Source organism: Myxococcus sp. XM-1-1-1 (assembly GCF_020037095.1).
Lineage (GTDB): Bacteria > Myxococcota > Myxococcia > Myxococcales > Myxococcaceae > Myxococcus > Myxococcus fulvus.
In genome coordinates this window covers 114,486-137,562 of the sequence record NZ_JAIQDH010000024.1, presented here as the reverse complement: position 1 = coordinate 137,562, position 23,077 = coordinate 114,486, and the positions used below count along the sequence as shown (strand labels likewise).

General features: G+C 71.8%; 20 protein-coding genes. 8 read left to right on the top strand and 12 right to left on the bottom strand.

What is annotated here, in order from left to right:
* Positions 1 to 66 precede the first annotated feature (66 nt).
* Positions 67 to 804 carry a hypothetical protein gene (locus K8640_RS34785; RefSeq protein ID WP_223751008.1) on the bottom strand — a complete coding sequence of 246 codons (738 nt, stop codon included), beginning with the start codon at positions 802 to 804 and terminating at the stop codon, positions 67 to 69.
* Between the two features lie 67 nt (positions 805 to 871).
* The gene (locus K8640_RS34780; RefSeq protein WP_223751007.1) at positions 872 to 3,097 is read right to left on the bottom strand and encodes a DPP IV N-terminal domain-containing protein; all 2,226 of its coding nucleotides are present in this window, start codon (positions 3,095 to 3,097) and stop codon (positions 872 to 874) included.
* A gap of 76 nt (positions 3,098 to 3,173) precedes the next feature.
* Between K8640_RS34780 and K8640_RS34775 the strand changes: the two genes are divergently transcribed.
* On the top strand, positions 3,174 to 4,079 hold the full coding sequence (locus tag K8640_RS34775; protein WP_223751006.1) for a LysR family transcriptional regulator: 906 nt from the start codon (positions 3,174 to 3,176) through the stop codon (positions 4,077 to 4,079).
* Between the two features lie 397 nt (positions 4,080 to 4,476).
* On the opposite strand, the gene K8640_RS34770 is transcribed toward K8640_RS34775, so the two are convergent.
* Both K8640_RS34770 and K8640_RS34765 read right to left on the bottom strand, forming a co-directional pair.
* Positions 4,477 to 5,358 carry an AraC family transcriptional regulator gene (locus tag K8640_RS34770; RefSeq protein WP_141332502.1) on the bottom strand — a complete coding sequence of 294 codons (882 nt, stop codon included), beginning with the start codon at positions 5,356 to 5,358 and terminating at the stop codon, positions 4,477 to 4,479.
* Between the two features lie 45 nt (positions 5,359 to 5,403).
* The gene (locus K8640_RS34765) at positions 5,404 to 6,342 is read right to left on the bottom strand and encodes an NAD(P)/FAD-dependent oxidoreductase (protein WP_223751005.1); all 939 of its coding nucleotides are present in this window, start codon (positions 6,340 to 6,342) and stop codon (positions 5,404 to 5,406) included.
* A gap of 326 nt (positions 6,343 to 6,668) precedes the next feature.
* Here K8640_RS34765 and K8640_RS34760 point away from each other — a divergent pair, with 326 nt between their 5' ends.
* On the top strand, positions 6,669 to 8,246 hold the full coding sequence (locus K8640_RS34760; protein ID WP_223751004.1) for an LVIVD repeat-containing protein: 1,578 nt from the start codon (positions 6,669 to 6,671) through the stop codon (positions 8,244 to 8,246).
* A gap of 6 nt (positions 8,247 to 8,252) precedes the next feature.
* Here the strand turns inward: K8640_RS34760 and K8640_RS34755 are convergent, their stop codons facing one another.
* The 5 genes from K8640_RS34755 to K8640_RS34735 form a co-directional block, all read right to left on the bottom strand.
* The gene (locus K8640_RS34755; RefSeq protein ID WP_223751003.1) at positions 8,253 to 10,268 is read right to left on the bottom strand and encodes a response regulator; all 2,016 of its coding nucleotides are present in this window, start codon (positions 10,266 to 10,268) and stop codon (positions 8,253 to 8,255) included.
* Entirely contained in the window at positions 10,265 to 12,826 is a 2,562-nt protein-coding gene (locus K8640_RS34750; RefSeq protein ID WP_223751002.1) for an ATP-binding protein, read from the bottom strand. Before K8640_RS34750 ends, K8640_RS34755 begins: the two co-directional genes overlap by 4 nt.
* Positions 12,823 to 13,200, bottom strand: a complete 378-nt coding sequence (locus K8640_RS34745; RefSeq protein WP_223751001.1) for a response regulator — start codon at positions 13,198 to 13,200, stop codon at positions 12,823 to 12,825. Before K8640_RS34745 ends, K8640_RS34750 begins: the two co-directional genes overlap by 4 nt.
* Before the next feature lie 139 nt (positions 13,201 to 13,339).
* On the bottom strand, positions 13,340 to 13,777 hold the full coding sequence (locus K8640_RS34740) for a helix-turn-helix domain-containing protein (protein ID WP_141332397.1): 438 nt from the start codon (positions 13,775 to 13,777) through the stop codon (positions 13,340 to 13,342).
* A gap of 50 nt (positions 13,778 to 13,827) precedes the next feature.
* Positions 13,828 to 14,199, bottom strand: coding sequence for a helix-turn-helix transcriptional regulator (locus K8640_RS34735; RefSeq protein ID WP_223751000.1), 372 nt, complete (start codon positions 14,197 to 14,199; stop codon positions 13,828 to 13,830).
* Positions 14,200 to 14,430: 231 nt separating this feature from the next.
* On the opposite strand from K8640_RS34735, the gene K8640_RS34730 reads away from it, so the two are divergent.
* Entirely contained in the window at positions 14,431 to 15,606 is a 1,176-nt protein-coding gene (locus K8640_RS34730; protein ID WP_141332395.1) for a serine/threonine-protein kinase, read from the top strand.
* A gap of 121 nt (positions 15,607 to 15,727) precedes the next feature.
* Positions 15,728 to 17,137 carry a serine/threonine-protein kinase gene (locus K8640_RS34725; protein WP_223750999.1) on the top strand — a complete coding sequence of 470 codons (1,410 nt, stop codon included), beginning with the start codon at positions 15,728 to 15,730 and terminating at the stop codon, positions 17,135 to 17,137.
* Positions 17,138 to 17,146: 9 nt separating this feature from the next.
* On the opposite strand, the gene K8640_RS34720 is transcribed toward K8640_RS34725, so the two are convergent.
* Both K8640_RS34720 and K8640_RS34715 read right to left on the bottom strand, forming a co-directional pair.
* Positions 17,147 to 18,118, bottom strand: coding sequence for a zinc ribbon domain-containing protein (locus tag K8640_RS34720; protein WP_223750998.1), 972 nt, complete (start codon positions 18,116 to 18,118; stop codon positions 17,147 to 17,149).
* On the bottom strand, positions 18,115 to 19,068 hold the full coding sequence (locus K8640_RS34715; protein WP_223750997.1) for a hypothetical protein: 954 nt from the start codon (positions 19,066 to 19,068) through the stop codon (positions 18,115 to 18,117). The genes K8640_RS34720 and K8640_RS34715 overlap by 4 nt, the downstream gene beginning before the upstream one ends.
* A gap of 135 nt (positions 19,069 to 19,203) precedes the next feature.
* Here K8640_RS34715 and K8640_RS34710 point away from each other — a divergent pair, with 135 nt between their 5' ends.
* The 4 genes from K8640_RS34710 (at position 19,204) to K8640_RS43340 (ending at position 22,499) form a co-directional block, all read left to right on the top strand.
* Positions 19,204 to 19,518: a hypothetical protein gene (locus K8640_RS34710; RefSeq protein WP_223750996.1), complete on the top strand. Its 315-nt coding sequence runs from the start codon at positions 19,204 to 19,206 to the stop codon at positions 19,516 to 19,518.
* A 176-nt stretch (positions 19,519 to 19,694) separates the two neighbouring features.
* Positions 19,695 to 20,378, top strand: a complete 684-nt coding sequence (locus K8640_RS34705; protein WP_141332498.1) for a hypothetical protein — start codon at positions 19,695 to 19,697, stop codon at positions 20,376 to 20,378.
* A 183-nt stretch (positions 20,379 to 20,561) separates the two neighbouring features.
* Positions 20,562 to 20,735 carry a hypothetical protein gene (locus K8640_RS34700; RefSeq protein WP_170300510.1) on the top strand — a complete coding sequence of 58 codons (174 nt, stop codon included), beginning with the start codon at positions 20,562 to 20,564 and terminating at the stop codon, positions 20,733 to 20,735.
* 183 nt (positions 20,736 to 20,918) lie between these two features.
* Positions 20,919 to 22,499 (top strand): CBS domain-containing protein, encoded by a 1,581-nt coding sequence (locus K8640_RS43340; protein ID WP_223750995.1) that lies wholly within the window; start codon positions 20,919 to 20,921, stop codon positions 22,497 to 22,499.
* 22 nt (positions 22,500 to 22,521) lie between these two features.
* Here the strand turns inward: K8640_RS43340 and K8640_RS34690 are convergent, their stop codons facing one another.
* Positions 22,522 to 23,061 carry a hypothetical protein gene (locus tag K8640_RS34690; RefSeq protein ID WP_223750994.1) on the bottom strand — a complete coding sequence of 180 codons (540 nt, stop codon included), beginning with the start codon at positions 23,059 to 23,061 and terminating at the stop codon, positions 22,522 to 22,524.
* Positions 23,062 to 23,077 lie beyond the last annotated feature (16 nt).

The following is a 23,077-nucleotide window of genomic DNA, read 5'->3' as shown; positions in this document are numbered from 1 at the left end:
AGGCCTCCAATGCGCTCCCGCGTGACTTATCGACTTCCTGGCGGAAGCCCTCGGCGACGCCCGGACTCAGTCGTCATAGAGGACACTCCACTGGTCATCGTACGTCTCGGGTTTGCCCTTGGGACGCAGGTGCGCGAAGGACAGGGTCACCTCCACCTCGAACTCGCGCTTCTCGGGAGGCGTGCCCAGGTAGACGTACTTCGTCCTGTTCTTGATGCAGGCATCGAGCATCCGCACGGATGTCTTGGGGAGGACGTGGCCCCGCATGCCCTCGCCGTTCGCGTCGAACCGCGCGTGGAGCGTGAAGCGGCGAGGGATGGTGCCGTCCCGGAGGATGGCCTCCTTGCCGCAGTAGTCGTACTGGCGCAGCTTCTTCGCGAGCTGGAGGGCGCCCCAGGCCTCGTTCGTCCTGGGCATCGGCGGAGGCGGCCGCTTGACGGGCTTCTCCACGATGATTTCAGGCACGGGCGGCGGTGCCTCCACGATGGGAGGAGGCGGCGGCGGAGGCGTGACGATGGGGGGCGGGGGCGGCGAGACCGGCCTGGGCGTGACGACCCGGGGAGGGGGCTCGTCGTGAGGGGACAGCGCCAGCATCAGGGTGGCGGCGAGCAGGCCGCCCGTGAGGCCGATGCCCAGCAGCCCCCAGGCGACGATGACCTTCGTGTCGTTCGACGACCTGGGCGCCGGGACCTCCTTCCACCCGAGGGGGAGAGGGTTGTTCGAGAGCCGGGGCCGGTCCGCGCCGCAATGGCCGCACGTCGACTCACGCTCCACGGACTTGAGGAAGGGGGCACCGCAGTTCACACACCGAAGACGGACTCTGGCCACGGCCGGAGTCTACCCCAGGGTGCGTTCGTGCCCCAGGCGCCGTTCACCGGGGCTCGCCCAGCGTGCGCAGGAAGAACAGGCCCACGTCGTCCCGGGAGTAGCGACTGGCCGCGCCCCGCGGGGAGTGGGGCTCGCCAGGCATGAGGAGCAGCTCGAAGCGCTTGCCCGCCTTGATGAGCGCGTCCGCCATCCGCATCGTCACCGAGAGCGTGGCGTTCACGTCGCTGGTGCCGTGCATCAGCTTCAGCTGCCCCTTCAGCTGGTGCGCGAGCGCGAGGTTGTCGCCCGCCGCGTAGCCCTGGGGATTCTGGTCGCGCAGGCCGAGGTAGGGCTCGTTGATGATGGCCTCCTCCTCCAGCGCGCCCGGCGCCACCGCATAGCCCGCCTTGAAGAAGTCCGGCGCCGTCAGCATGCCTCGCAGCGTGAAGTAGCCACCCCACGAAGCCCCATGGAGCCCCACGCGCTCCAGGTCCATCCACGGACGCGTGGACGCGGCCTGCTCCAGGCCCGTGACGTAGTCGGGAATCTCCGTCTGGCCCACGCGGCCGTGGTTCGCGTCCTGGAAGGCCTTGCTCAGTCCGGGCCCTCCGCGCGGGTCCAGCAGCACCACCACGAAGCCGAGCTGCGCGAGTGCGCTGGCCGTCAATGACTCGTAGTTGCCGATGTAGCTCCATGGCACCACCGAGAGGAAGGGCCCCGCGTAGATGTGCGCGATGACGGGGTAGCGCTTCTTCGGGTCGAAGTCGCGCGGCTTGTAGAGCACGCCGTGCAGGGGCGTGACGCCGTCGGCCGCCTTGACGAGCAGCGGCTCCGGCTTCGTGCCGCCGAGCGCCTCCAGCTCGCTCGCGTCCGACGTGGTGAGGCGCACGCGCCGGCCCCCCTTCACGGAGACCAGCTCCCGGACGCGGGGCTGCGTGCGCGAGGACCAGGTGTCGACGTAGTACTGGCCCGAGGGGGACGGCGTCATCCGGTGCATCCCCGAGCCCGGGGACAGCCGCGTCAGCGCGCCGCCCTTCAGGCTGCCCCGGTAGATGAGCTGCTCGTAGGGCGCGCCGCTGTCCGCGGACGCCAGCACGTAGAGCGCGTCACCGGTGGGCGCCAGGGACACGACCTGGTGCACGGGGAAGGCCCCCCGCGTCACCTGCCGCACGAGCTTCCCCGCGCGGTCATACGCGTACACATGACGCCAGCCGTCGCGCTCGGACATCCACAGGTAGCCGCGCTCCGAGGGCAGCGCGGTCACCTGCAGCTCGAAGCCGCCCACCGCGAAGTCGAGGCCCGCGACGAACGTCTCCGGGCGCTCCTCGCGCAGCACGTGCCGACGCTGGGCACTCCCCGGCGTCACCGCGGTGAGGTCCAGCCGCTTCGCGTCCCGCGAGAGGTGGAGGCACAGCGCCTCCGTGCCCTCGGGGTTCCAGCCCGCGAAGAAGTCATACGTCTCACCCTCGACGGGGGCGACGCGCGTCACGCTCCCCGTCGTCACGTCGACCAGGTGCAGCTCCGAGCGCGGCAGCGGCGTCCCCACCTTCGCGTACGGCACCGTCGTCACCTTCTCCAGCGCGGTGGAGTAGTCCACGACGGGGACCCGGTGCACCGCGCGCGTGTCCTCGCGCCACACCACGAGGTAGCGACCATCCGGCGACCAGGCTCGCTCGGGAATCCGCCAGTCGAGCCGCTCCTCGCCCTGGCGCTCCACCACGGTGGCCCCATCCGCGCCCAGCACCGCGAAGCCGCCCTCCTTCCGCACCGCGAGCGCGCCTCCACGCGGCGCGAGGACATGCTCGCGAGACAGCGTCAGCGCGGCCCGGTCCTGGGGCGACAGCCGCGTAACCTTGCCTCCCGACAGGCCCAGTCCGAAGGCCTTCCCGTCGAGCTGGAACACGATGCCCTGCTCATCCGGCGCCAGCGCGACGTCGTGGAAGCGCGGCGCCGTCACCGGCCTGCCCAGGAGCGCGGAGAGCTGGCGGCGCAGCGCTTCCCCGGACACGAGCGGCTCGAGCTCGCCCGTCCTCGCGTGCGCCAGCACCCACGTCCCGCCGTCCTTGCCCTCGCGGGCCCAGAAGACCACGCGGTCTCCCTCGCGCAGCCACCGGGGCGGCACCAGGCTGTCCCGCACGAGCTCCACGCGCCGGAGGTACCGGTCCGCCAGGTCCAGCCTGGCCTGGGTGCTCGTGTCCGGGACGGGCGCGAAGACCGGACCGGGCGGGTCCGCGAGGACGGGCGCACCCGTCAGCGTCGTGAGCATCAGGGCGAGGAAGGAGAGTCGCATGCACCGATGCTAGGGAGCCGCATCCTTCACGACCAATATCTCTTTCAGCACCCATCCAGACGGATATCGTCTCGATATGGAATTCCGTCAGCTCCAGCTCTTCATCGCCGTGGCGGAGGAGCTGCACTTCGGACGCGCCGCCGCGCGCATCGGCATGGCGCAGCCGCCGTTCAGCCAACAGATCCGCCGGCTGGAGTCCGAGCTGGGCGTCGAGCTGCTCACGCGCACCAGCCGCCACGTGGCCCTCACCGCCGCCGGGGCGCGGCTGTTGGAGGAGGCGCGCGCGCTGCTCGCCCGACGCGTGGACGCCACCCACGCCGTGCGCGAGGCCGCGAGCGGCGAGTCGGGCACGCTGCGCGTCGGCTTCGCGGCGTCCTCGGCGTTCGGCGTGCTGCCGGACATCGTGCTGCGCTTCCGCACGCGCTTCCCCAAGGTGAAGCTGGAGCTGGATGACAGCGAGACGCTCAACGTCGGCGCGGCGCTGGCCTCGGGGGAGCTGGACCTGGCCATCCTGCGCGCGCCCTTCCGCCACGAGGGCCTCACCGTGGAGCGACTCCTGCGCGAGCGCTTCGTGCTCGCCCTGCCCGCCCGTCACCCTCGCGCGAGGCAGCGCGTCGTGGCGCTGTCCTCGCTGGCGCACGAGCCCTTCGTCCTGTTCCCCCGCCACTCCGCGCCCGGCCTGCACGACCTGGTGACGAGCATGTGTCTGGCGGCGGGCTTCTCCCCCAACATCCGACAGGAGGCGCGCTCGTGGCCCTCCGTCGTCGGCATGGTGGAGGCGGGGCTGGGGCTGACCATCGCGCCCGCGTCCTCGCAGGCCCTGTGCCCCAAGGGCGTCGTGTTCCGCCCCCTGAGCGGCGCGCCCGGCCACGCGGAATTGGTCGTGGCCTTCCCTGGACGGCGGCCGTCACCCGCCGCGCAGCACTTCCGCGCCCTCGCTCACGAGACGGTGTCCCGCTCGGGGCGCGACACGTCGGACTGAAGGCTCAGGACGCGGTGGGCCCGCTCTTGCGACGACCCTTCCTACGGGACGGGGACTCCGTGTCGTTGGCCGCCACCTGCGGTCCCAGGTTGAACCAGAACGGGCACAACAGCGGCGGCGCGCCGCCTCCCTCCGGAGCGGAAGACCCCTCCTCGGGGTTGAGACACACGGGCCGCGCGGCGCCCCTGCCTCCTCGACTCGCTCGCGTCGCCATCAGCGACACCGCCCGTGCTGTCCCGCTGCTGCGCTGAAGCATGGGCACGCAACCGCCCCTCGGGGAGCAGCCCTCGAAAGGCTTGCTCCCGATGAGTCCCTCATCGGCGTCGGCATGCCCCGGAACTACCCAGATGACAGTTTCCTGTCAATCCATTCGCCCCACGAAATAGAGAACGTGCGTTCAGCGCACCCCTGGCGCCATGCGTCGCCTCCATGCGGCGGGTGTCACACCATGCACGCGACGGAAGAGTCGGATGAAGTGCGTCACATCCGCGTAACCCACCCGGTCCGCGACGATGTCCACGCGCTCGTCGGTGTGGCGCAGCCGGCTGCGGGCCTCGGCCATCCGACACTCGAGAATCCACTCGCCCACGGTGCGGCCCGTCTCCTGGCGCACCACGCCCGCGACGTGTGGCGCCGAGCGGCCCAGCTCCTTCGCCACCTTCGCCAGGGACAGGGGCTCCAGGCAGTGGGTCTCGATGTACGTGAGCGCCCGGCGGCTGAGGCCCACGGAGGCGGGCTCGGTGAGGGCCTCGGGGGAGGCCATCCGCTCCAGCTCGATGAGCACCAGGCGCAGCAGGGACAGGCTCGCCTCTTCGTTGCCGCGCTCGTTCCGGGTCTGCTCCTCCTCCATCAGGCGCATCCAGCGCAGCAGGCGGCGGCGCTGCACGCTGGTGGGACGCAAGACGGGGTGGCAGCCCGCGCGCACGCGCAGCAGCGGCCCCAGGCGCGCCTCGCGCTCCTCGGCGTTCGCGGAGAGGGCCTCGGGATAGAAGCCCAGCCCCAGGCCCTGCGCGTCCGAGTGCTCATGGCCATGCGCATCTCCCGGTGGGATGAGGTGCACGTCGCCCGCGCGCAGCACCAGGTCCCCCGCGTGCCGCACGTGTGACTCGCCCTTCAACACCAGGACGATGGCGGCGTACGCGTGGACCCTGGCGCGGGGGGTGACTCGCAGGGGCGCCACGGGCCCCAGCGTGCCGACCCACGTGAGCCGCCGCTTCTCCTCGAAGTCCTGGCGCAGCGTGGAGGGGGGATGCACACAGGACTGCTCGGTGGACGCCATGGGGTCGTTCTCGTAGCGGTTGGCGGGGCCGGGCTCAAGCCGGCGTCAGGCCGGGTGCGCCAGGCCCAGGGCGTCCATGTTGAGCAGGTGGTTCAGCGTGTAGGCCGCCATCGCGCCCGCCGACGCGGCCACCAGCGCCCCCTGCAGGCGCGTAGTGAGGTCTCCGGCCGCGTAGATGCCGGGCACGGAGGTCTCCAGCGTCGGGCCCACCTTGACGAAGCCCAGCTCGTCGAGCGCGAGCCCCAGGCCCTGGACCAGCGCCGTCTGCTTCTGGGGCGGGTGCGCGAAGAGGTACTCCTGCGGCACGCGGGTGCCGTCCTCCAGCTCCACCGCCTCCAGGTGCTGGCCATCCTGGGTGGGGATGAGGCCGCGCACCTTGCCCTCGACGACGCGCACCTCGGCGCGGCGCAGGGACTCGCGCTGCTCGGCGGTCAGCGCCAGATGGCCCTGGGTGTAGAGCGTGAGGTTGGAGGTCCAGCCCTTCAGGAAGAGGACGAAGTCGACGTACGGGTGATGGGTGTTCTCCTCGGGGACGAGCACGCCCCAGCCCCGGTCCCGAATCTCCCAGCCGTGGCAGTACGGACACTGGAAGACGCTGTGCGCCCACAGCTCGCGGAAGCCGGGCTGGTCCGGCACCTGGTCCACCAGGCCCGTCGTCAGGAGCACCTTGCGGGCCTCGACGACCTGGCCGTCGCCCAGCGTCACCTGGAAGCGTGTCCCCTTGGGCTCGATGCGCTCGACGCGCACGTTGCGCACGTCGACGTCGTAGGGGCGCAGCTGCTCGCGGCCGATGGCGCGGAACTCCGCGGGGGGGATGCCGTCCCGGGTGACGAAGCCGTGCATGTGCTCCGCCCGCTCGTTGCGCGGAGCGCCCGCGTCGCACAGCAGCACCCGCTTGCGGCCCCGTCCCAGGATCAGCGCGGCACTCAGGCCCGCCGGGCCACCCCCCACAATCACCACGTCCTTCACCTGTGTGTCGTTCATGGTGAAGAACTAAACGGGAGCCCTCGCTCGCGGGAGAGCGCCGATTCAGGGCGAATCGGCGCATCGTCGGGTCGGCCCGGCTCCCCGGCCAGGCGTGCGGGTCAGCGCCTGCTGGCGTCGGGGGCGTTCGGGATGTGTCCCCGTGGACACCGGGCGTCCCGCATCCGCCGTGGTGGGTGGGTGCGAACACAGGGCACATCCCCCAAGACGTATGGCGTTCACCACTCCGCGGCGGCGTGCGCTTCCCGAGCGGACGACCTCATTCCTACAATCCTGGAGCGGGAGCTCGCTGGCCGGCGCGTGGCTCTGCACCCGGGAGGTACGCGATGCGGCCCGCGCTGCCAGCGTCGATGGCACTGCTCGCCTGTCTGGCGACGGGCTGCGCGTCGTCGGATGAGCCCCCTTGGGATGGGCGCTACACGCCGCTGGAGGAGCTCGGCGACTGGAGTGATTACGGGCCGCTGTCCGTCTGCGGCGTCGTCGAGAGCGGGGCCGCGTGCGGCAGCCTGGAGTCCTTCGACCTGTCCGGCTGTCGACGCCACACGCTGGAGCAGCTGGAGCGCATGGGGGTGTATCGCAGCCTCCTGCGCATCGATGCGCGCAACGGCGCCCCCGCGCGCTTCGTGCCCATGGGCGGGGGCTTCAAGCTGAACGCGGCGGGGACGCCCGAGCAGGTGCAGGGCGCCAACGCCGTGGCGGGCGTCTGGGACGCGCGGACGCTGTTCATCGCCAGCGAGACGCCGGATGGGGGTCTGTTCACCTTCGCGGGCTGCAACGCGGTGAACCCTCGCGTCGTCACGGGGTGCTTCACGCGGTGCCGGGACGGGGTGCTGGTGGAGTCGGGGACGTTCCGCGCCGAGCGCGTCACGCGCTTCCAGGGCGAGCATGAAATCTCCGGCGGGATGCGGCTGGTGTCCGAGCGCGCGGTGGGCCTGGGTCCGGCCGTGGACGTGCAGCTCATCGACCGCCATGCGTATGTCATCTCGCAGGACCGGCGTGGGCGGCCGGGGGGGCTCACGGTGTTCGACGTGAGCGACCCGGCGGTGCCTCTGCGCGTGGCGGAGCTGAGCACGCCAGGGGACACGGACTGGCGGGGCGCGACGTTCAAGGGCGGGATGCTCTACGTCGCGAGCGCCAGCTCGGGGGTGGTGGTGCTCGACGTCTCCGTGCCCTCGGCGCCGGTGCTGGTGCGCCGCGTGTCCGCGAGGGCCTCGCCGGGAGTGTCGATGGTGAGCGTGGACCGGGACCGGCTGTATGCCGTGTCCACGGACGCGGCGGTGGGCACCTTGATGTTCGACATCAGCGAGCCCGCGGAGCCGCGCTTGCTGGAGCGCATCGTCTCCGGCATGCGCATGCCGGACCAGCCGTCCTCCCGGGGCCCGGTGAGCTACGAGGGCCGGCTGTATGTGAATCACCGGGGCGCGGGGCTGCAGGTCGTCGACGCGCGCGCGTCCTCGGGGGTCCGGGTGCTGGGGCACTACACGTATCCGTACGCCAACAGCCGAGCGAGCGCGGTGGGCACGTTCGGCGGGCGCATCGTGGCCTTCGAGAGCAGCCTGGGCATGGGGGCGCGGCTGCGCGCGCTGGATGTCAGCGAGCCGCGGCACATCGTGAAGATAGGGGAGTACGGCCTGCGCGCCGTGGTGTCCCCGCGAGCGATGGAGCTGAGGGGCTCGCGGCTGTACGTGACGTACCACCAGGAGGGGCTGCGCGTGCTGGACGTGAGCAACCCCACGAAGCCGCGCGAGGTGGCGTACTTCAACAGCTTCCGCGAGACGGACCCGGGACGCGGGGACTCGATGGAGGAAGGCGCCACCGGGCTCCAGGTGCCCGGGGATGGCCATGTCTATGTCGTGGATACGTCGCGCGGACTGCTGGTGCTGACGGAGCCTCCGGGGGAGTGACGCCGCTCACACCTCGATGCGGTTGCGCCCGTTCGTCTTCGCGCGGTTGAGCCGTGCGTCCGCGACGCGCAGCAGCGCCTCCATCGTCGCGCCATCTCCTGGCGACTCCGCGATGCCCGCGCTCATCGTCACGCGGAACGACTCGCCGCCGTCACCGTCGAAGGTCATCTCCGCCACCTCCGCCATCGTCCGCGACAGAATCGCCTTCGCGCTCGCCGCCGTCTCCCCGAGCAGCCCCACCACGAACTCCTCCCCTCCCCAGCGCCCGCGCACGTCCTCGCGCCGGAACCGCGCGCCCAACAGGCGCCCCAGCCGCGTCAGCACCCGGTCCCCCGCCAGGTGCCCGTACTTGTCGTTCACCCGCTTGAAGTGGTCCACGTCCAGGAAGCACAACGACAACGGCCGCTGCTGACGCTGCGCCTCCGACAGCCGGCTCCTCACCCCCTCGATGAACGGCCGCCGCAACATCAGCCCCGTCAGCGCGTCCCGCTCCGCGCGCTCGCGCGACAGCCGCGCCCGCTCCAGCCGCGCCTGCACCCGCGCCCGCAGCTCCTCCTTCAACACCGGCTTGGAGATGTAGTCGTCCGCCCCCGCCTGGAACGCCGCCAGCCGGAACTCCAACCCCAGGTGCGCGGTGATCAGCAACACCGGCAGCTCCTGCCACGCCGGCATCGACCTCAAAATCCGACACAGGTCGAAGCCGCTCGGCCCCGGCATCTGCACGTCCAACAGCAACAGGTCCGGCCGATGCTCCGCCAGCGCCTCCATCAACCGGTGCGCGTCCCCCAACCCCACCACCTCAATCTGTTCGCTCGCCAGCGCGTGCACCAGCGCGGCGATGGCCTCCGGGTCGTCGTCCACCACCAGCACCCGCGAGCGCTCCGGCCGCCGCGCCGCAACCATCCGCTCCGCCGCCGCCGCGAAGTCCGTCGCCGTGAAGGGCCTGGGCAGGAACAACGAGCCCCCGGCGTGCGCCGCCGCCACCCGGTCCTCCAACCCGCCCGACACCCCCGTGAACCCCAACGGCAACGAGCCCAGCCCCTCCGTCGAACGCAGCTCGTGCGCCGCCTGGATGCCGCCCATCTCCCCACCCAGGTGCATGTGGATGAGCACCCCGTCCACCCACTGCCTGCGCGCCAACACCACCGCCTCGTCCGCCGTGCGTGCCGACAACACCCGCACCACGTGCGCGCGCCCCAGCCGCTGCGCCTCCTCGAGGACCGCCGGGTCCTCGTCCACCACCAACAACACCCCCTCCGTGGGCAACACCGCCGAGGGCCCCTCCTTGCGCGCCGGCGGCGTCACCTGCACGGACGCCGTCGCCGCCAGCTCCCGGAACACCACGTCCACCAGGCCCCAGTCCCTCCCCGCCCGGAGCGCATCCTCCAGCCGCCCCGCCGCCAGGCTCACCTCCGTGAAGCCATAGCTGCCCGCCGTGCCATGCAGCTTGTGCGCGACGACGCCCGCCTCCTCCAACGCCACCCCGTCCCCCGCGCGCGCCGCCGACAAGAGCGCCTCCAGCCCGCTCACCTTGTCCTTCAGCCGCGCGCCGTACTCCTGGTTGAGCGCCACCAGGCTCGCCGCCAGCTCGTCGCGCACCAGGTCCACGTCCGCCAGGGCCCGAGGCCCCGCCGGCGCCGGCGGCAGCGCCTTGGTGAAGAGCTGATTCACCCAGAGGTACAGCTCGTCCGGCCGGTACGGCTTGTGGATGATGCGCGCCACCTTGAGCTGCCGCGTGAGCAGCTCGTGGCTCTTCAGGTCCTTCCAGAACGCCGACGCGAACAACACCGGCAGGTCCGGCTGCTGGCCGCGCAGCTCGCGGATGAAGTCCGCCCCCGTCACCCCCGGCAGCAAGCCGTCCACGATGGCCGCGTCCACCGGCACCTTCGCCAGCACCGCCCGCGCCTCCGCCGCCGTGCGCGCCGTCTCCACCCGGAAGCCCTTCTCCCGGAGGAAGGCGCACACCAGGCTCTGCAAGTCCTTGTCGTCCTCGAGGAACAGCAGCGTCTTCGCGTCGGTCATGAAACGGCCCTTGTCTCCAGCTCGCCGTCCTTGCCGGACAGCAACTCGTGCAGCAGCTCGCGCACCGAGGCCACCAGCTCCTCCTCGGACGAGCGCGCCTTGCTCAGGTGCCGCGTCATCCCCAACGTCAGCTGCCGCTGGTCCGCGCGCGACAGGTCCCGCCCCGTGAAGACGATGAGCGGCGTCGTGCGCCCCCGTCCCCGGCGCAGGATGTCCACCACCTCGAACCCGTCCAGCCCCGGCAGCCCCACGTCCAGCACGATGAGGTCCGGCGGCGTGCGCCGCGCCAGCTCCACCGCGCTCTCCCCATCCGCCGCCTCGAACACCTGCACCCGCCCCAGCCGCTCCAGCCTGGCGCAGATGACCCGCCGCGTGGCCACGTCGTCGTCCACCACCAGCACCCTCGCCTGCCCCGGCCGCCGCATCGCGTGGCGCAGCGCGCCGAGCAGCCCCGACTCCTCCAAGGGCTGCGACATCCAGTCCACCACCAGCGGCGTGCCCACGCCCTCGCCCTCCGACGAGCGCCCCGACAGCGCCACCACCGGCAGCGCCCGCGTGCGCGGCTGCTCCCGCAAGGAGCGCACCCAGTCCAGCGCCTGCCCGTCCGGTATCCGCGTGTCCAGCACCACCGCGTCCGGCGGCTCGGCCTCCAGCACCTTCTGCGCCTCCGCCAGGCTCACCGCCCGCACCACGCGGTAACCCTCTTGCGACAGCAACCCGCGCAGCAACGCGGACAGCTCCCCATCCGCCGTGGCCACCAGCACGTCGTGCCGGCTGGTGTCGCGCGCCGTCGCCGCCGCCACCACCGCCGGGTGCGAGCCCGACAGGGGCCTGGCGGCCTCCAGCGTGAAGGTGAAGGTGGAGCCCTTGCCCAGCGCGCTCAGCACCTCGATGCCGCCGCCGTGCTGGTTCATGATGGCCTGCGAGATGGCCAGCCCCAGGCCCGTGCCGCCCTTGGAGCGGGTGTCCGAGCCGTCCAGTTGTTGGAAGCGCGCGAACAGCCGGTCCTTCTGCTCCTCGGGGATTCCGGGCCCGGAGTCCACCACGCTGAAGCGCACGCGCCCCGGCACCTCCGGCAGCACGCGCACCACCACCTCCGCGCCGCCGGTGGAGAACTTCACCGCGTTGGAGACCAGGTTCGTGAGCACCTGGATGAGCCTGTCCCGGTCTCCGCGCACGCGGGGCGACTCCTCCACGTCCGCGCGCAGCACCACGCCCGCCGCGTCCGCCACGCCCCTCAGGCCGCTGAGCGTCGCCTCCACCAGCTCTCGCGCATCCAGCGAGGCGAGCTTCAGCTCCAGCATGCCCGCCTCCATCTTCTCCAGGTCGAGGATGTCGTTGATGAGGCGGATGAGCCGCTCCGTGTTCGAGCGGGCGATGCGCACCATCTCCAGCGCCGGCTCCGGCACCTCGCCGACGATGCCGCCCTCGAGCAAACCCAGCGAGCCGCGGATGGACGTCAGCGGCGTGCGCAGCTCGTGGCTCACCGTGGAGACGAACTCGTTCTTCATCCGCTCCACCTCCTTGCGCTCGGTGATGTCGCGCACGAAGGCGGTGAAGCGCGCGGGCCCCTCGCCCGGCACCCGCACCAGCGTCAGCTCCGCGGGGAACATGCTCCCGTCCGCGCGCAGGCACGGCGACTCCAGCCGCGTGGCCACGCCGGACGTCTCGCCGAGCGCGGCGGAGACCTCCTCGCGCTTGCTCGCGGGCAACGAGGCCGGCAGCGCGAGCCCCAGGAACTCGCGCCCCACCGCCTGGGCCGCCGTGAGCCGGAAGACCTTCTCCGCCGTGGGGTTGAGCTCCAGCAGCCGCCCCGCCTCGTCGATGAGCAGGATGCCGTCCGGCGCCGCCTCCAGGATGGCCGCCTTGCGCGCCTGGGTGGTGCGCTGCGCCTCGCTCGCGGCGACGAGCTCCCGGCCGCGCTGCTCCACGCGCTCCTCCAGCGCCGCGTTGAGCGTGGCCAGCTCCCCGGACGCGCGCGACAGCCGCACCAGCACCACCACCACGTACGCCCCCAGGAGCAGCGACGCCGCGAAGAAGACGACGCGCGTGCGCTCGTTGGCCACCTGCGCCCGCTCGTGCAACTGGATGAAGGTGCCTACCAGCCGCTCCGCCTGCGCGCTGGCCGAGCGCTCCAACAGGGCCTGCATCGCGGCGTCCGCCCCTGGCTGCTCACCCCGGGCCTGGGCCGCCCGCGAGCGCTCCAGGAGCAGCCGGTTGTCCTCCAGCGCGCCCAGGTACGCGTCCAGCGACGAGGCCATCACCCGCGCCTCCTCCTCCGACAGGAAGGGCGGCACCTCGCGCAGCGACTCCGCGCGGGCCTTCAGCGCCGCGAAGGCCTGGGCGTGGGAGCCATGGCGCTCGGGCAGGCCCAGCCGCTCGCGGAGCACGTCCTGCTCCAGCTCCGCGCTCGCCAGACGCAGCTGCTGCAGGCCCGTGCGGTACGCGTCGATGCGGGCGGTGCCCCAGGGGCGGCCCACCACGAACAGGGCGCACAGCACCAGCAGGGCCCCCACCGCGAGGGCGACGGAGCGCTTCGACAGGCGCGTGCCGCTCACTCCGGCACCAGCTTGCGAATCTCCTTGGGCAGCGTCATGGGGTCGAAGGGCTTGCTGATGACGCCCACCGCGCCGAGCCCCAGGTAGCGCTCCACCTCCTGCTTCTGGACCTTGGCGGTCATGAAGATGATGGGCGTGCTCGACGTGGCCGCCTGCTTGCGCAGCTCACCGAAGGTGGTGGGCCCGTCCATGCCCGGCATCATCACGTCCAGGAGGATGAGGTCCGGCAGCTCCTCGGCGGCCTTGGAGAGGGCCTCGGCGCCCGACGCGGCGAGCACCGTGTCCCATTTGCCCACCCGACTCAGGCTCAGCCTCCCGATGGCGCGGATGTCCTCTTCGTCATCCACCAGCATCACCTTGCGAAGGGTCGTCATGGGGGCGGACCTCCTCTGGGGGGTAAGGGTGTGCTAACCCACGTGCGGGGAACCTGGGGAGTGGACGTCTGTCCAGGGTTCCGCGTCGGGGATTCAACACCCGACGCCCGCGCATTCCCAGCCTCCCGGCGCCGGACGCCTAGCCGGTCGCCTTGCGCCGCCGCGCCGGACGGGCCTGCTTCACCGGGGCGGCCCGGGGCGGCATCACCGACACGACGGCGTTGACGACGCGCGACACCGCGCGCAGCTGCGAGGGCTCCAGCTCCCGGAGCTTGCGCGTCATGCGACGCAGCTCCAGCGGGTCCTCGCGCTCCGGCTTGCGCGTCACGGGCGTCAGCGGAGCACCACCCCGGCCGACCCCCAGCAGCGTATCCGAGGAGACCTGGAGCACGTCACACAGCCGCTTGAGCGTCTGCGTGCGAGGCAACATCCGGCCACGCTCCAGCCGGCTGTAGACCTCCATGGCCATGCCGACGCGCTCGGCCACGTCGCTCTGGGTGAGGCCCAGCCGCAGGCGAGCGGTCCGCGCCGCCCCTCCCAGGATGGCCGCGAGCTTGTGGTCGACGGGCTCACGCATGATGGGGGCAGCGTCGCACGGCGCGCGGGGGAGGCAAGTTTCCCGTCCCCTCAGCGCCGCCGGAGCGCGAGCGCGCCCTGGACCACCTGCACCACGGCCCTGAGCGCCTCCGGCTCCAGCGCGCGCAGGGAGCGCAGCAGCCGCCGCAGCACGGGCGGGTCCTCCACGCGCGGGCCCACCGGTCCTCGGACCGCCACGGGCGCGCCCTCCGACAAGCCCAGCAGCGCGTTCGCATCCATGCACAGCACCAGGCACAGCCTGCGCAGCGTGGTCACGCTGGGCAGCACGCGTCCGCGCTCCATGCGGCTGTAGACCTCCATGGCGATTCCCACGCGCTCCGCGACGTCCGCCTGGGTCAATCCCAACCGGGCCCGCGCCGCCTTCGCCGCCGTCCCCACGGTGATGGCCAGTTCCTCGTTCATGGTCCCCGCGCCTCTCGGGCAGTCTCCCTACTACATCGTCCGCGCCGCACCCTACCTCACGAGGGGGACAGGCTACCCAAAAAGAAGGCCGCCATGCTAATGACGTCAGGGGTTGACCCAGGTCATCCGGATTCGCTGGCGGGGTTTCGATTTCCGGAGAGGGATTCGACCTTGAAGGTCCTGGGTGTGGTGATGCCCTCATGGGTGGGGACAGACGGAGAGGATGGGACGATGAGCGACCTGGAGGCGATGCACCCGCTGCTGCTCCAACCCTCGGAGCAGCTGGGGGCCCTGCGCATCATCCGGAGGCTGGCGACCGGGGGTTATGGCGCCATCTTCCTGGCGGAGAGCGAGACGAAGGGCACGGTGGCGCTGAAGTTCGCGCTGGAGGGCCCCTCGGAGAACGACGAGGCGCGGGTGGACGCGCGCACGAAGCGGGAGGCCCGGCTGCTGATGCACCTGGCGCACCCCAACGTGGTGGAGCTCTTGGGCTACCGGCGCTGGCCGGACGCGCACCGCGGCTACCTGTACCTCATCATGGACTACGTGGAGGGCCCCACCCTGGCCAGGTGGGCCACCACGGAGAAGGCCACGCCGCGCCGGGCCGCGCAGGTGTTCGCGTCGCTGGCGCTCACGCTGGACGCCATCCACGGCGCGGGGGTGGTGCACCGAGACCTCAAGGGCAGCAACATCATCGTCCGCGCGTCGGACGGGGAGCCGGTGCTGGTGGACTTCGGCTCGGGGGACCACCCGTGCGCCCCGTCGCTGACGGAGGACCGGCTGCCTCCGGGCACGCCCAGCTACCGCAGCCCGGAGTCGCTGCGCTTCTGGATGGGGCCACGCATCCCCGGCGCGCGCTACCGGTTCGCGCCCACCGATGACCTGTACTCGCTGGGGCTGGTGCTGCACGAGGTGCTCACGGGCACCTTCCCCTATCCGGCCCACCTGCCGCCGTCCGCGCTGCTGGCCAGCATCGAGTCGGCCGTGTTGCAGCTGCCGTCCGTGCTCAACCCGCGCGTGCCCCGGGTGCTGGATGGCATCGTGCTGCGGCTGCTCGACAAGCATGCGGGCGGACGGTTCCCGAGCGGCGCGGAGCTGTTCGGCGCGCTCTCCGCGGCGCTGGAGCTGGCGGACGACACGTGGGACCAGCCGCTGTTCCCGCCCCGGCCGCCCCACGAGGCCGTCACGGAGGAGGACGAGTCCCTGTTCGATGGGGACGAGGAGGGCCGGGAGGTGCGGCAGTGGATGCGCTGGCCGGACTGGCCCGGCGCGAGCTCCGCGTCGGGGTCCGCCCGCACGCCCTCCACCGAGCCGGTGGCCCCGCCCGTCGCGCCCTGGCGCTCCTGGCTGCGCCGGCGGCTGCACGTGCTCAAGGGGGCGCTCAAGCCCTGGCGCGGGAAGGACTAGGCATCCAACACCTGACGTCCAATGGTTGTCGCCCGACCTCGGATATTCCATCACGGCCGGCTTCGTGTTACCTGGGGCATCCTGTAGCGCCCAACTCACTTCCCAGGTTGAGAGGCAGGCCATGACGACGCCCGACACGACGACGGAGGATTCTCCCGGAGGACCGCGCCGGCCGCGGGTGCTGTTCAACGTGGGCGGCACGGTGTTCGAGTTCGTGCGCAAGCTGGAGGTGCGCTCCACCGGAGAGCTGTTGATGCTGGTCCGGCGCCGCTACCGGGACGGGCAGAGCGGCCTGGTGGTGGTGAAGCGGCTGCGCAGCCCGGCCACCTTCGTGGAGCGGCGCAGGCTGGTGGAGGAGGTCAGCCTGACGTTCCGCTTCAAGCACCCCAACATCGCGCAGGTGCACCAGATGAAGGTGTACCGGGGCGCGCCCCACGTGGTGATGGAGTACGTGGAGGGGCGGTCGCTGGACACGCTGTTGAACCTGACGGCGATGCGGCGGCGGCCCGTGTCCGCCGCGCTGGCGGCGTTCGTGGTGGCGGAGGTCGCGGACGCGCTGCACCACGCGCACCTCGCGGTGGATGACTGGAACCGGCCGCTGGGCATCGTGCACCGGGACGTGAGCCCCCGGAACATCCGGGTAGGGACGCATGGGGACGTGAAGCTGACGAACTTCACCGTGGCCTCGTCGCGGCTGGTGGGGCGGGAGGAGACGAGCCGGCCGCTGGTGAAGGGCGACGTGGCCTATGCGTCACCGGAGCTGCTGCTGCGCGCGCCGGTGGATGCGCGCTCGGACTTGTTCTCGCTGGGGTTGGTGTTGCTGGAGCTGCTCACGGGGCGCCACCCGCTCGCGGTGGAGGACACGCCGCCGCCTCCGTTGCCGGAGGGGCTGACGTTGGAGGCGCAGGGGCCCACCTGGATGCCGGTGGACGAGGTGGCCGCGCGGATGACGAGCCTGGAGCCGGAGCTGGTGGCGCGGCTGGTCGCGGACGTGCCGGAGGGGCTGGCGGCGGTGGTGCTGCGCGCGCTGCGCAGGGCGCCGGAGGAGCGGTTCCAGACGGCGGAGGAGATGGGCTGCGTGCTGCGGGGGTGGCTGAGCGCGCACGCGCCCGGGCAGGGGCGCCATGCGACGGCGGAGGAGATAGCGCGCGTGGCGATGGAGGCGACCAGCCGGCGCAATCAGGCGGAGCTGCTGGAGGGTGGGCTGCATCCGGAGGACCTCACGGCGGAGGAGGCGTCGGTGCCGCTGGAGCCGGGTGGGCGCGCGGAGCTGGACGCCGAGGGCTCGCTGGCGGAGGAGGCCGCGCGGGTGTTCGGGGTGCCGGGCAAGCGCGGGGTGACGCGCGCCCGCGTGGAGGAGCCCGCGCCTCGCGATGGGGAGGAGGCGTGGTGGACGTCCAGGGTCGAAGCGGAGTCGGTGGCCTCGCCCGTGCGGAGCGGGGCCGTGGAGGCGCCGTGGCCGGAGGATGACGTCACGCCTCCGGGTGGGAGCAAGCCGCTCGAGCCGGACGACGAGCCCGACGCGTCCTGAGCGCTCGCGCTACATCCTCCCCGCGATGAGCATCGTCAGCACCAGCGCCGCGAGCACCGCCAGCACCACGCCGAGCACACGCCACGCGGAGATGGGGGACTCGCCGAACACCACCTCCGCGTCCTGGCCATGCACCAGGACGCGGTACGGCTTGTCGCGATAGCGATACGCCAGCACATACACCGGCAGGGCCCACCGCGTGGTGCGCAGGCTCGACAGCGCCACGGCCACGCGCACGTTGCGGTAGCGACGGCCGGGGATGTCTCCACTCGACTGCACGTGCTCGCTCGCGAGCCGCTCCACGGCCTGGAACACCCTGCGCCTCGCCCCCGAGCGCGTCGCCTCGAAGCGCTCGACGCTGGCGCCCTCCGGCCCTCGCGCCTCACCCACCGCCTCGTCGAAGCGGTAGTGCGGCGTGAGCTTGTCGCACTCGTCCATCTTCAAGCCGCGCGACGCGGCGACCAGGATGTTGGAGAAGTCCAGGTGCGTCTGCCCCGCATGCGGCGCCCAGTCCGAGCGCCGTGAGCCCGCGTCCGAGTCCGCCGTCCAGCTCACCTCGACGCCCGCCTTGAACACCCACGCGGGCCACCACATGGGCCGCATGGACTCCAGCGACGCCTCCTCGGCCAGCCCCGAAGGCCGGAAGAACGCCTTCCGCCCCAGGAAGCGCGACAGCGCCTCGCTGGCCACCGACGGCTCCACCGAGAAGGGCAGCCACCCCTGCGCCTGCTCCACCGGGTCCACCGTCATCTCCACATGCGTCACCGCGCCGCAGTAGTCACACCGTGGCGCCCGCGCCTCCACCGAGTACTCCACCGACGCGCCGCAGCTGTCACAGCGCACCACGCGCGCCCGCTCGACGGCGGCCTCCTGCCTGGGCGGCTCCGGCGTCGCGAGGCCACACACCGGACAGCGCAGGTCATCCACCTCCAGCTCGCACGCGCACCGCTCGCACGGCGACACGCTGACGGCCGCGCTCATCGGCCACCTCCCTGGAGGAAGAGCCACAGGCCCAGCACCCCCAGCAACCCCACCACCACCGCCGCCGCCACCTTCCACACGGACAGGGGCGCCTTCCCGTGCACCTCACCCGTCTGTCCATTCACCAGCACGCGCAGGGGCTCCGCGTCCTGGGCGTAGCGCACCGCCAGCACCCAGACGGGCAACAGGCACACGTCCAACGACTCCCAATCCAGGTGGCTGTCGTGACTCAGCTCCCGATGCGAGTCCCCGGGCATCAGCGCCGCGAGCTTGTCCAGCAGCCGCCCCGACACCTCCTCGCGCGCCTTCTCCAGACACGCCTGGAACGTCAGCGTGGGCTCCTCCGCCACCCAGCCGGACACCAGCGCCGGCGTGTAGCGCGCCAGCCCCCGCAAATCGAACGGCTCCAGCGCCTCCAGCTCGTCGTTGTGCAAGCCATTGGACGCGGTGACGAGCACGTCCGCCACATAGCCGGAGACCTGGCCGCTCAACGGGCGCCACTCGGTGCGCGTCACCGTGCGCGTGCGCGTCACCGTCTTCCCGTTCTCCGTCGTCGTGTAGCGCTCCTGCTCCTGATAGTTCTCACCGATGGAGGCCTGGAACCGGGAGGTCGCCAGCGCGCTGTAGAGGTAGGCGGGCACATAGACGCCGTGCACGTCCCCCGGCTTCGCGTCGCGAATCCCCGAGCGACAGAAGCGGCTGCGCGAGCGCAGCCAGTGCGACACCTTCTCCCGCGCCGCCGCGTGGTTCAGCGAGAAGCCCAGCGCGAAGCGCGGCTCGGGCACCCCGGGCGTCGGCGGGCGCTCCACCACGGAGGGCGCGGCGCAATACGGGCAGCGCGTGGTGCGCAGCGAGGGCTCCAACACCAGCATCGCGCCACACGACTGACACCCCAGCCGGAGCCTCGGCTCCGTCAGCGCCGCGGCCGGCTCCTCGTGCCCCAATGCCATCACCCCGCTCCTTGTCGAGACGCAGCGGACAGGCGCTCGCCCGCCCGCTCGCCGTGCGGACTTCTGCGCCACGACGATAGCCGGGTTGCCGGAGGCATTCCGCGTCATGACTGTATCCAGACGGAGGATTCCATCATGGCGAAGGACCCGCGACGACAGCCCGCCACCCAGCCCGCCGAGGACTTCTACGGGCGCCCCACCGGTCCCCGGGGCGAGCCCGCGCCCCGCGAGGAGCGTGAGCCGCCCCGCGTCCCGCCCTCCACGCCCGACGACGACGCGCCCGAGCGTCACGGACGCGCCCACCCCATCGACCCCGCCGAGCGCACGCCGGAGGCCATCCTGGACGACATCCCGGACGGCGACGGTCCCCGCAGCGACGCGGGCACCAATCCTCTTCCCGACCTCTACTGGACCGCCTTCCCGGGCAGCCTGGAGGAGGAGAAGGACTGACTTCACGGCCGGCCCGAGGGGGCTTTCCCGAACCCTCCAGGTCCCCTCGGGCCACGGCCTCTTCTCGATTGAGTGTCTGGTGACCCCGCGCGCAATCCCTCACGCCCCGTCTGGAATGTCAGCCCCTCCCTGTACTGTGTGCTCATTCGCCAGCACATCCAGGGGGAGGAAACTCCATGGCGGAAGTCCGTGAGCTGCCTCGTGTATCCGTGAACAAGCTGGGTGAGTACCTCACCGCCACCCCGGCTCGTCGCAAGCGCATCATCTACGACCAGAAGCACCCGCCCGAGCAGCAGTATCTGCGCTACCCGGAGGCGTCGCTCGCCATCACGGACTTCCTGTGTCGTGACCTGGACCCGGCCATCCTCCGCGAGCACCAGCGCCGCTTCGCGTGCAGCGTGCCGCAGTCGGAGTTCGAGGCGCAGCGGCTGCATCTGTGCTCGGAGGCGCTGGAGCGCTTCGCGGACCTGGTGCCGTGGCTGGGGCTGGAGGACACCATCATCAGCCCCGTGGGCGCCGAGCCTCCCGTGCTCGAGATGGCGGGGGTCACCATCAGCGTGCGGCCGGAGGTCGTCCTGCAGCGCATGGACCGACATGGCAATCCACGCGTGGGCCTGATGAAGCTCTACTTCTCCAAGCACCATCCGCTGGATGAGCGCTCCGGGCAGTACATCGGGACGATGCTGCAGCGCTTCGCCGAGCAGCACCTGTGTCAGCTGGGTCCGTCGGACCACCGGATGGTGCAGGTGGTGGACGTGTTCGCGGGCACCCTCTTCACCGCGCCCCGCGCGCATATCCGCCGACTCAGTGACGTGGTGCTCGCGTGTGAGGAAATCGCGGAGCGCTGGGCCGTCCACTGAACGAGCATTCGCTGCACGGCGTCCGCGCTCGGGAGCGTGGTGGAAGATTTCCGTGGGCTCGCGTGAGTCGTGAGACACGGTGAGTCATGTGAAACATGACGCTTCTCGGGTTTCCGGGCGGGGCCTACGCTCTGGCGTGCCGGTCGATTCGGCGACCGGCCTCACCCCTACGGGAGACGCATCATGAAGAGCCACAAGGTGAAGACTTTGAAGGAGCTGTTCGTGAAGGACCTCGCCCGCATCCACGGAGGCGATGGCAGCGCCACGTCCACCTCCTCCACCGAGACGCAGAGCACCTCGCCCCAGGTCTCCACCACGCAGGCCTGTTGCGAGGAGAAGAACGACCCCTGCTGCTAGGGCGCGGTCGTCCTTCGGTTCGCTGAAGCTCGCGCGTGTCTCCCTTGCTTGGGGGCACGCGCGTTTCTTTTCGCGGGGGCCCGTGTCGAGCCCTCCGGTCGGGGGGCGTGTCCGGTGCAGGGCGGCGCGGGTGTTGGCTCGTGGGAAGTCGGTGCGCGGGGCCGATGGGAAGCGGACACTCGGGTGGGTCCGCGTGGGTGTGGCGGGTTGGTGGAGCGCGGGGCCGTCACCAGCGTGCGCCGCATGGCGCATCGAGGCATGGACAACGGCAAGGATGAGGCGCGGGGGGCCGCCGCTCGGCCCGGGATGGAGACGGCTCGGCCGGCGGACGCGGCGCCGCCTGGGTCTCGTGAGCGGAGTGAGTCCGATGTGTCGGGCTGGAACCCCGCTCGGGATGAGGCGCCTTCGTCGCGGGAGGGACGCTATCACCGCGCCGCTTCGCTGCGCATGGCGCAGCCCCGGACGGCGGTGGAGGACCGCTCCGACGAGGCGTGGGCGAGCGGAGGTGTCCAGGGCGGGCCCTATGGGCGTGATGACCGGGATGACCGCTACGCCACGGGCGTGGGGCCTCGGGCACGCATGGGGACGCAGGACCAGGAGCTTTCGCCCCAGCCCGCGGATTACCGGTCCTGGAACCGGGAGGGGTACGGCGGCGAGGAGTCGCGGATGCGCGGGGACGCGCCGGGTGCGGTCTCGGGTTGGCGGGCTCGCGAGGAGGCGCCGCTGCCGCTGGAGACGAGCACGCTCCATGAGCCGCCGCGCCGGAGCGAGGGACGCGCGTTCCACACGGGCGATGTCGACACGGAGCTGGGGCTCGCGGAGGAGACGCTCGAGTTCGAGGCGCGCTCCCACGTGAGCCGCCCGGGTGAGCGCGCTGGGAGCGGATGGCGTGGCAGTCGCGACCTGGCCGCGCCGTCGCGTCGGCACTCCGACTCGGAGCGCGCAGAGGGTGGATGGCGCGGCGCTTCGCCCTCACGTCAGCACTCCGATTCGGAGGGTGGCGTGCGCGGCGGTCGCGACCTCTCCGCGCCTTCGCGGCAGCACTCCGATGAGGGCTGGCGCGAGGAGCGAGAGATGTCCGCGCGGTCGCGTGAGCGCTCCGGTGTGGTGCGTCCGGAGGAAGGCTCTCGCGAGGGCCGTGAGGTGTCTTCGTCCTCGCGAGGAGGTTCTCGTTCGGAGCGCACGTCCTCGTCTTCGCGTGGCACGTCTGGCGTCGAGCGCTCGGAGCGCGCCTTCGTCGCGGACCACATCCGCGAGGACCGGAGCCAGGACTACCGCGCACCGCCGCTCGGCATGTCCCAGCGATGGCAGCGGGAGCCGCTGACGGCTCGCGACGTGATGACGCGCAACGTGCGCTCGGTGCGGCGTGACAGCCCGCTGCGCGAAGTGGCTCGCATCATGAAGGACGAGGACTGCGGCGTCGTCCCCATCGTCGACGAGCAGGGCCGCCTGGTAGGGCTCGTCACGGACCGGGACCTCGCGCTGCGCGCCTTCGCCGGTGGCAATTCACCGGAGCAACTGCGCGCCGCGGACGTGATGACCGAGGACGTGGAGGCGGTGACGCTCGACGAGAGCCTGCATGGTCTCATCGACATCATGGCCCGCCGGCAGATTCGCCGGCTCCCCGTCATCGAGCGCGATGACCGGCTCGTCGGCATCATCTCGCTGGGAGACATCGCCCAGCGCGCCGACGCGGACGAGGAGCTGCAACACGCCCTGGAGCGAATCTCCGCGCGCCGCTCGTTCTGGACGCGGCTGCGCTGACGTCACCTCGAGGAAGCGGAGCTCACGTCGCCATCAGTCGGCGGAGCTCCGCGTCCTCGACCCACCACACGCTGGACACGGGAATCACATAGAACCCCTGGTCCGCGAGTTCGAGGAGGACGGGCGGAACCCAGCCGTAGACGAGGCCGCCGTGGACCTCTGTGTAGTCGCCCTTCCACTCGCTGTCGTGCGCGAACCAGGTGTCCCAGCCGGGGATGTCGTAGTCATCCAGGTAGCCATTTGACGGCTGCGTCGCCGCGCCACACAGGTCCGAGTCGAAGTGTGTCGCGAACACCCGCCCGCCCATCAAGTCTCCGAGCGGCGGCAGCGGCAGCTTCAGCCGCTCGAGCGCCCGGCGACGTCGCTCGACGATGAAGTCCACCGCCTCCGCGGGCACGGCGGGCGCGCTCAACAACTGGAACACCAGCGTGTCGCCGTCATGCCCGCAGACCGGCGGCATCAGCTCCACCGAGCGCGTCGTCACCCCGGCCCTGGCGGCCTCGGCGCGTGGCAGACACCACGCGATGGTCTCCGCCAGCCGCCGCTTGAATCCTGTCACCATGCGCGCCTCCTCCGTG

Excerpts from the sequence above, each read along its gene's own strand:
- K8640_RS34755 (WP_223751003.1), bottom strand. The coding sequence starts at position 10,268 with ATGACCGACGCGAAGACGCTGCTGTTCCTCGAGGACGACAAGGACTTG.
- K8640_RS34770 (WP_141332502.1), bottom strand. The coding sequence starts at position 5,358 with ATGGCGTCCACCGAGCAGTCCTGTGTGCATCCCCCCTCCACGCTGCGC.
- K8640_RS34710 (WP_223750996.1), top strand. The coding sequence starts at position 19,204 with ATGGCGAAGGACCCGCGACGACAGCCCGCCACCCAGCCCGCCGAGGAC.
- K8640_RS34780 (WP_223751007.1), bottom strand. The coding sequence starts at position 3,097 with ATGCGACTCTCCTTCCTCGCCCTGATGCTCACGACGCTGACGGGTGCG.
- K8640_RS34775 (WP_223751006.1), top strand. The coding sequence starts at position 3,174 with ATGGAATTCCGTCAGCTCCAGCTCTTCATCGCCGTGGCGGAGGAGCTG.
- K8640_RS34700 (WP_170300510.1), top strand. The coding sequence starts at position 20,562 with ATGAAGAGCCACAAGGTGAAGACTTTGAAGGAGCTGTTCGTGAAGGAC.
- K8640_RS34705 (WP_141332498.1), top strand. The coding sequence starts at position 19,695 with ATGGCGGAAGTCCGTGAGCTGCCTCGTGTATCCGTGAACAAGCTGGGT.
- K8640_RS34735 (WP_223751000.1), bottom strand. The coding sequence starts at position 14,199 with ATGAACGAGGAACTGGCCATCACCGTGGGGACGGCGGCGAAGGCGGCG.
- K8640_RS34760 (WP_223751004.1), top strand. The coding sequence starts at position 6,669 with ATGCGGCCCGCGCTGCCAGCGTCGATGGCACTGCTCGCCTGTCTGGCG.
- K8640_RS34765 (WP_223751005.1), bottom strand. The coding sequence starts at position 6,342 with ATGAACGACACACAGGTGAAGGACGTGGTGATTGTGGGGGGTGGCCCG.
- K8640_RS34725 (WP_223750999.1), top strand. The coding sequence starts at position 15,728 with ATGACGACGCCCGACACGACGACGGAGGATTCTCCCGGAGGACCGCGC.
- K8640_RS34720 (WP_223750998.1), bottom strand. The coding sequence starts at position 18,118 with ATGAGCGCGGCCGTCAGCGTGTCGCCGTGCGAGCGGTGCGCGTGCGAG.
- K8640_RS34745 (WP_223751001.1), bottom strand. The coding sequence starts at position 13,200 with ATGACGACCCTTCGCAAGGTGATGCTGGTGGATGACGAAGAGGACATC.
- K8640_RS34730 (WP_141332395.1), top strand. The coding sequence starts at position 14,431 with ATGAGCGACCTGGAGGCGATGCACCCGCTGCTGCTCCAACCCTCGGAG.
- K8640_RS34690 (WP_223750994.1), bottom strand. The coding sequence starts at position 23,061 with ATGGTGACAGGATTCAAGCGGCGGCTGGCGGAGACCATCGCGTGGTGT.
- K8640_RS34715 (WP_223750997.1), bottom strand. The coding sequence starts at position 19,068 with ATGGCATTGGGGCACGAGGAGCCGGCCGCGGCGCTGACGGAGCCGAGG.
- K8640_RS34740 (WP_141332397.1), bottom strand. The coding sequence starts at position 13,777 with ATGCGTGAGCCCGTCGACCACAAGCTCGCGGCCATCCTGGGAGGGGCG.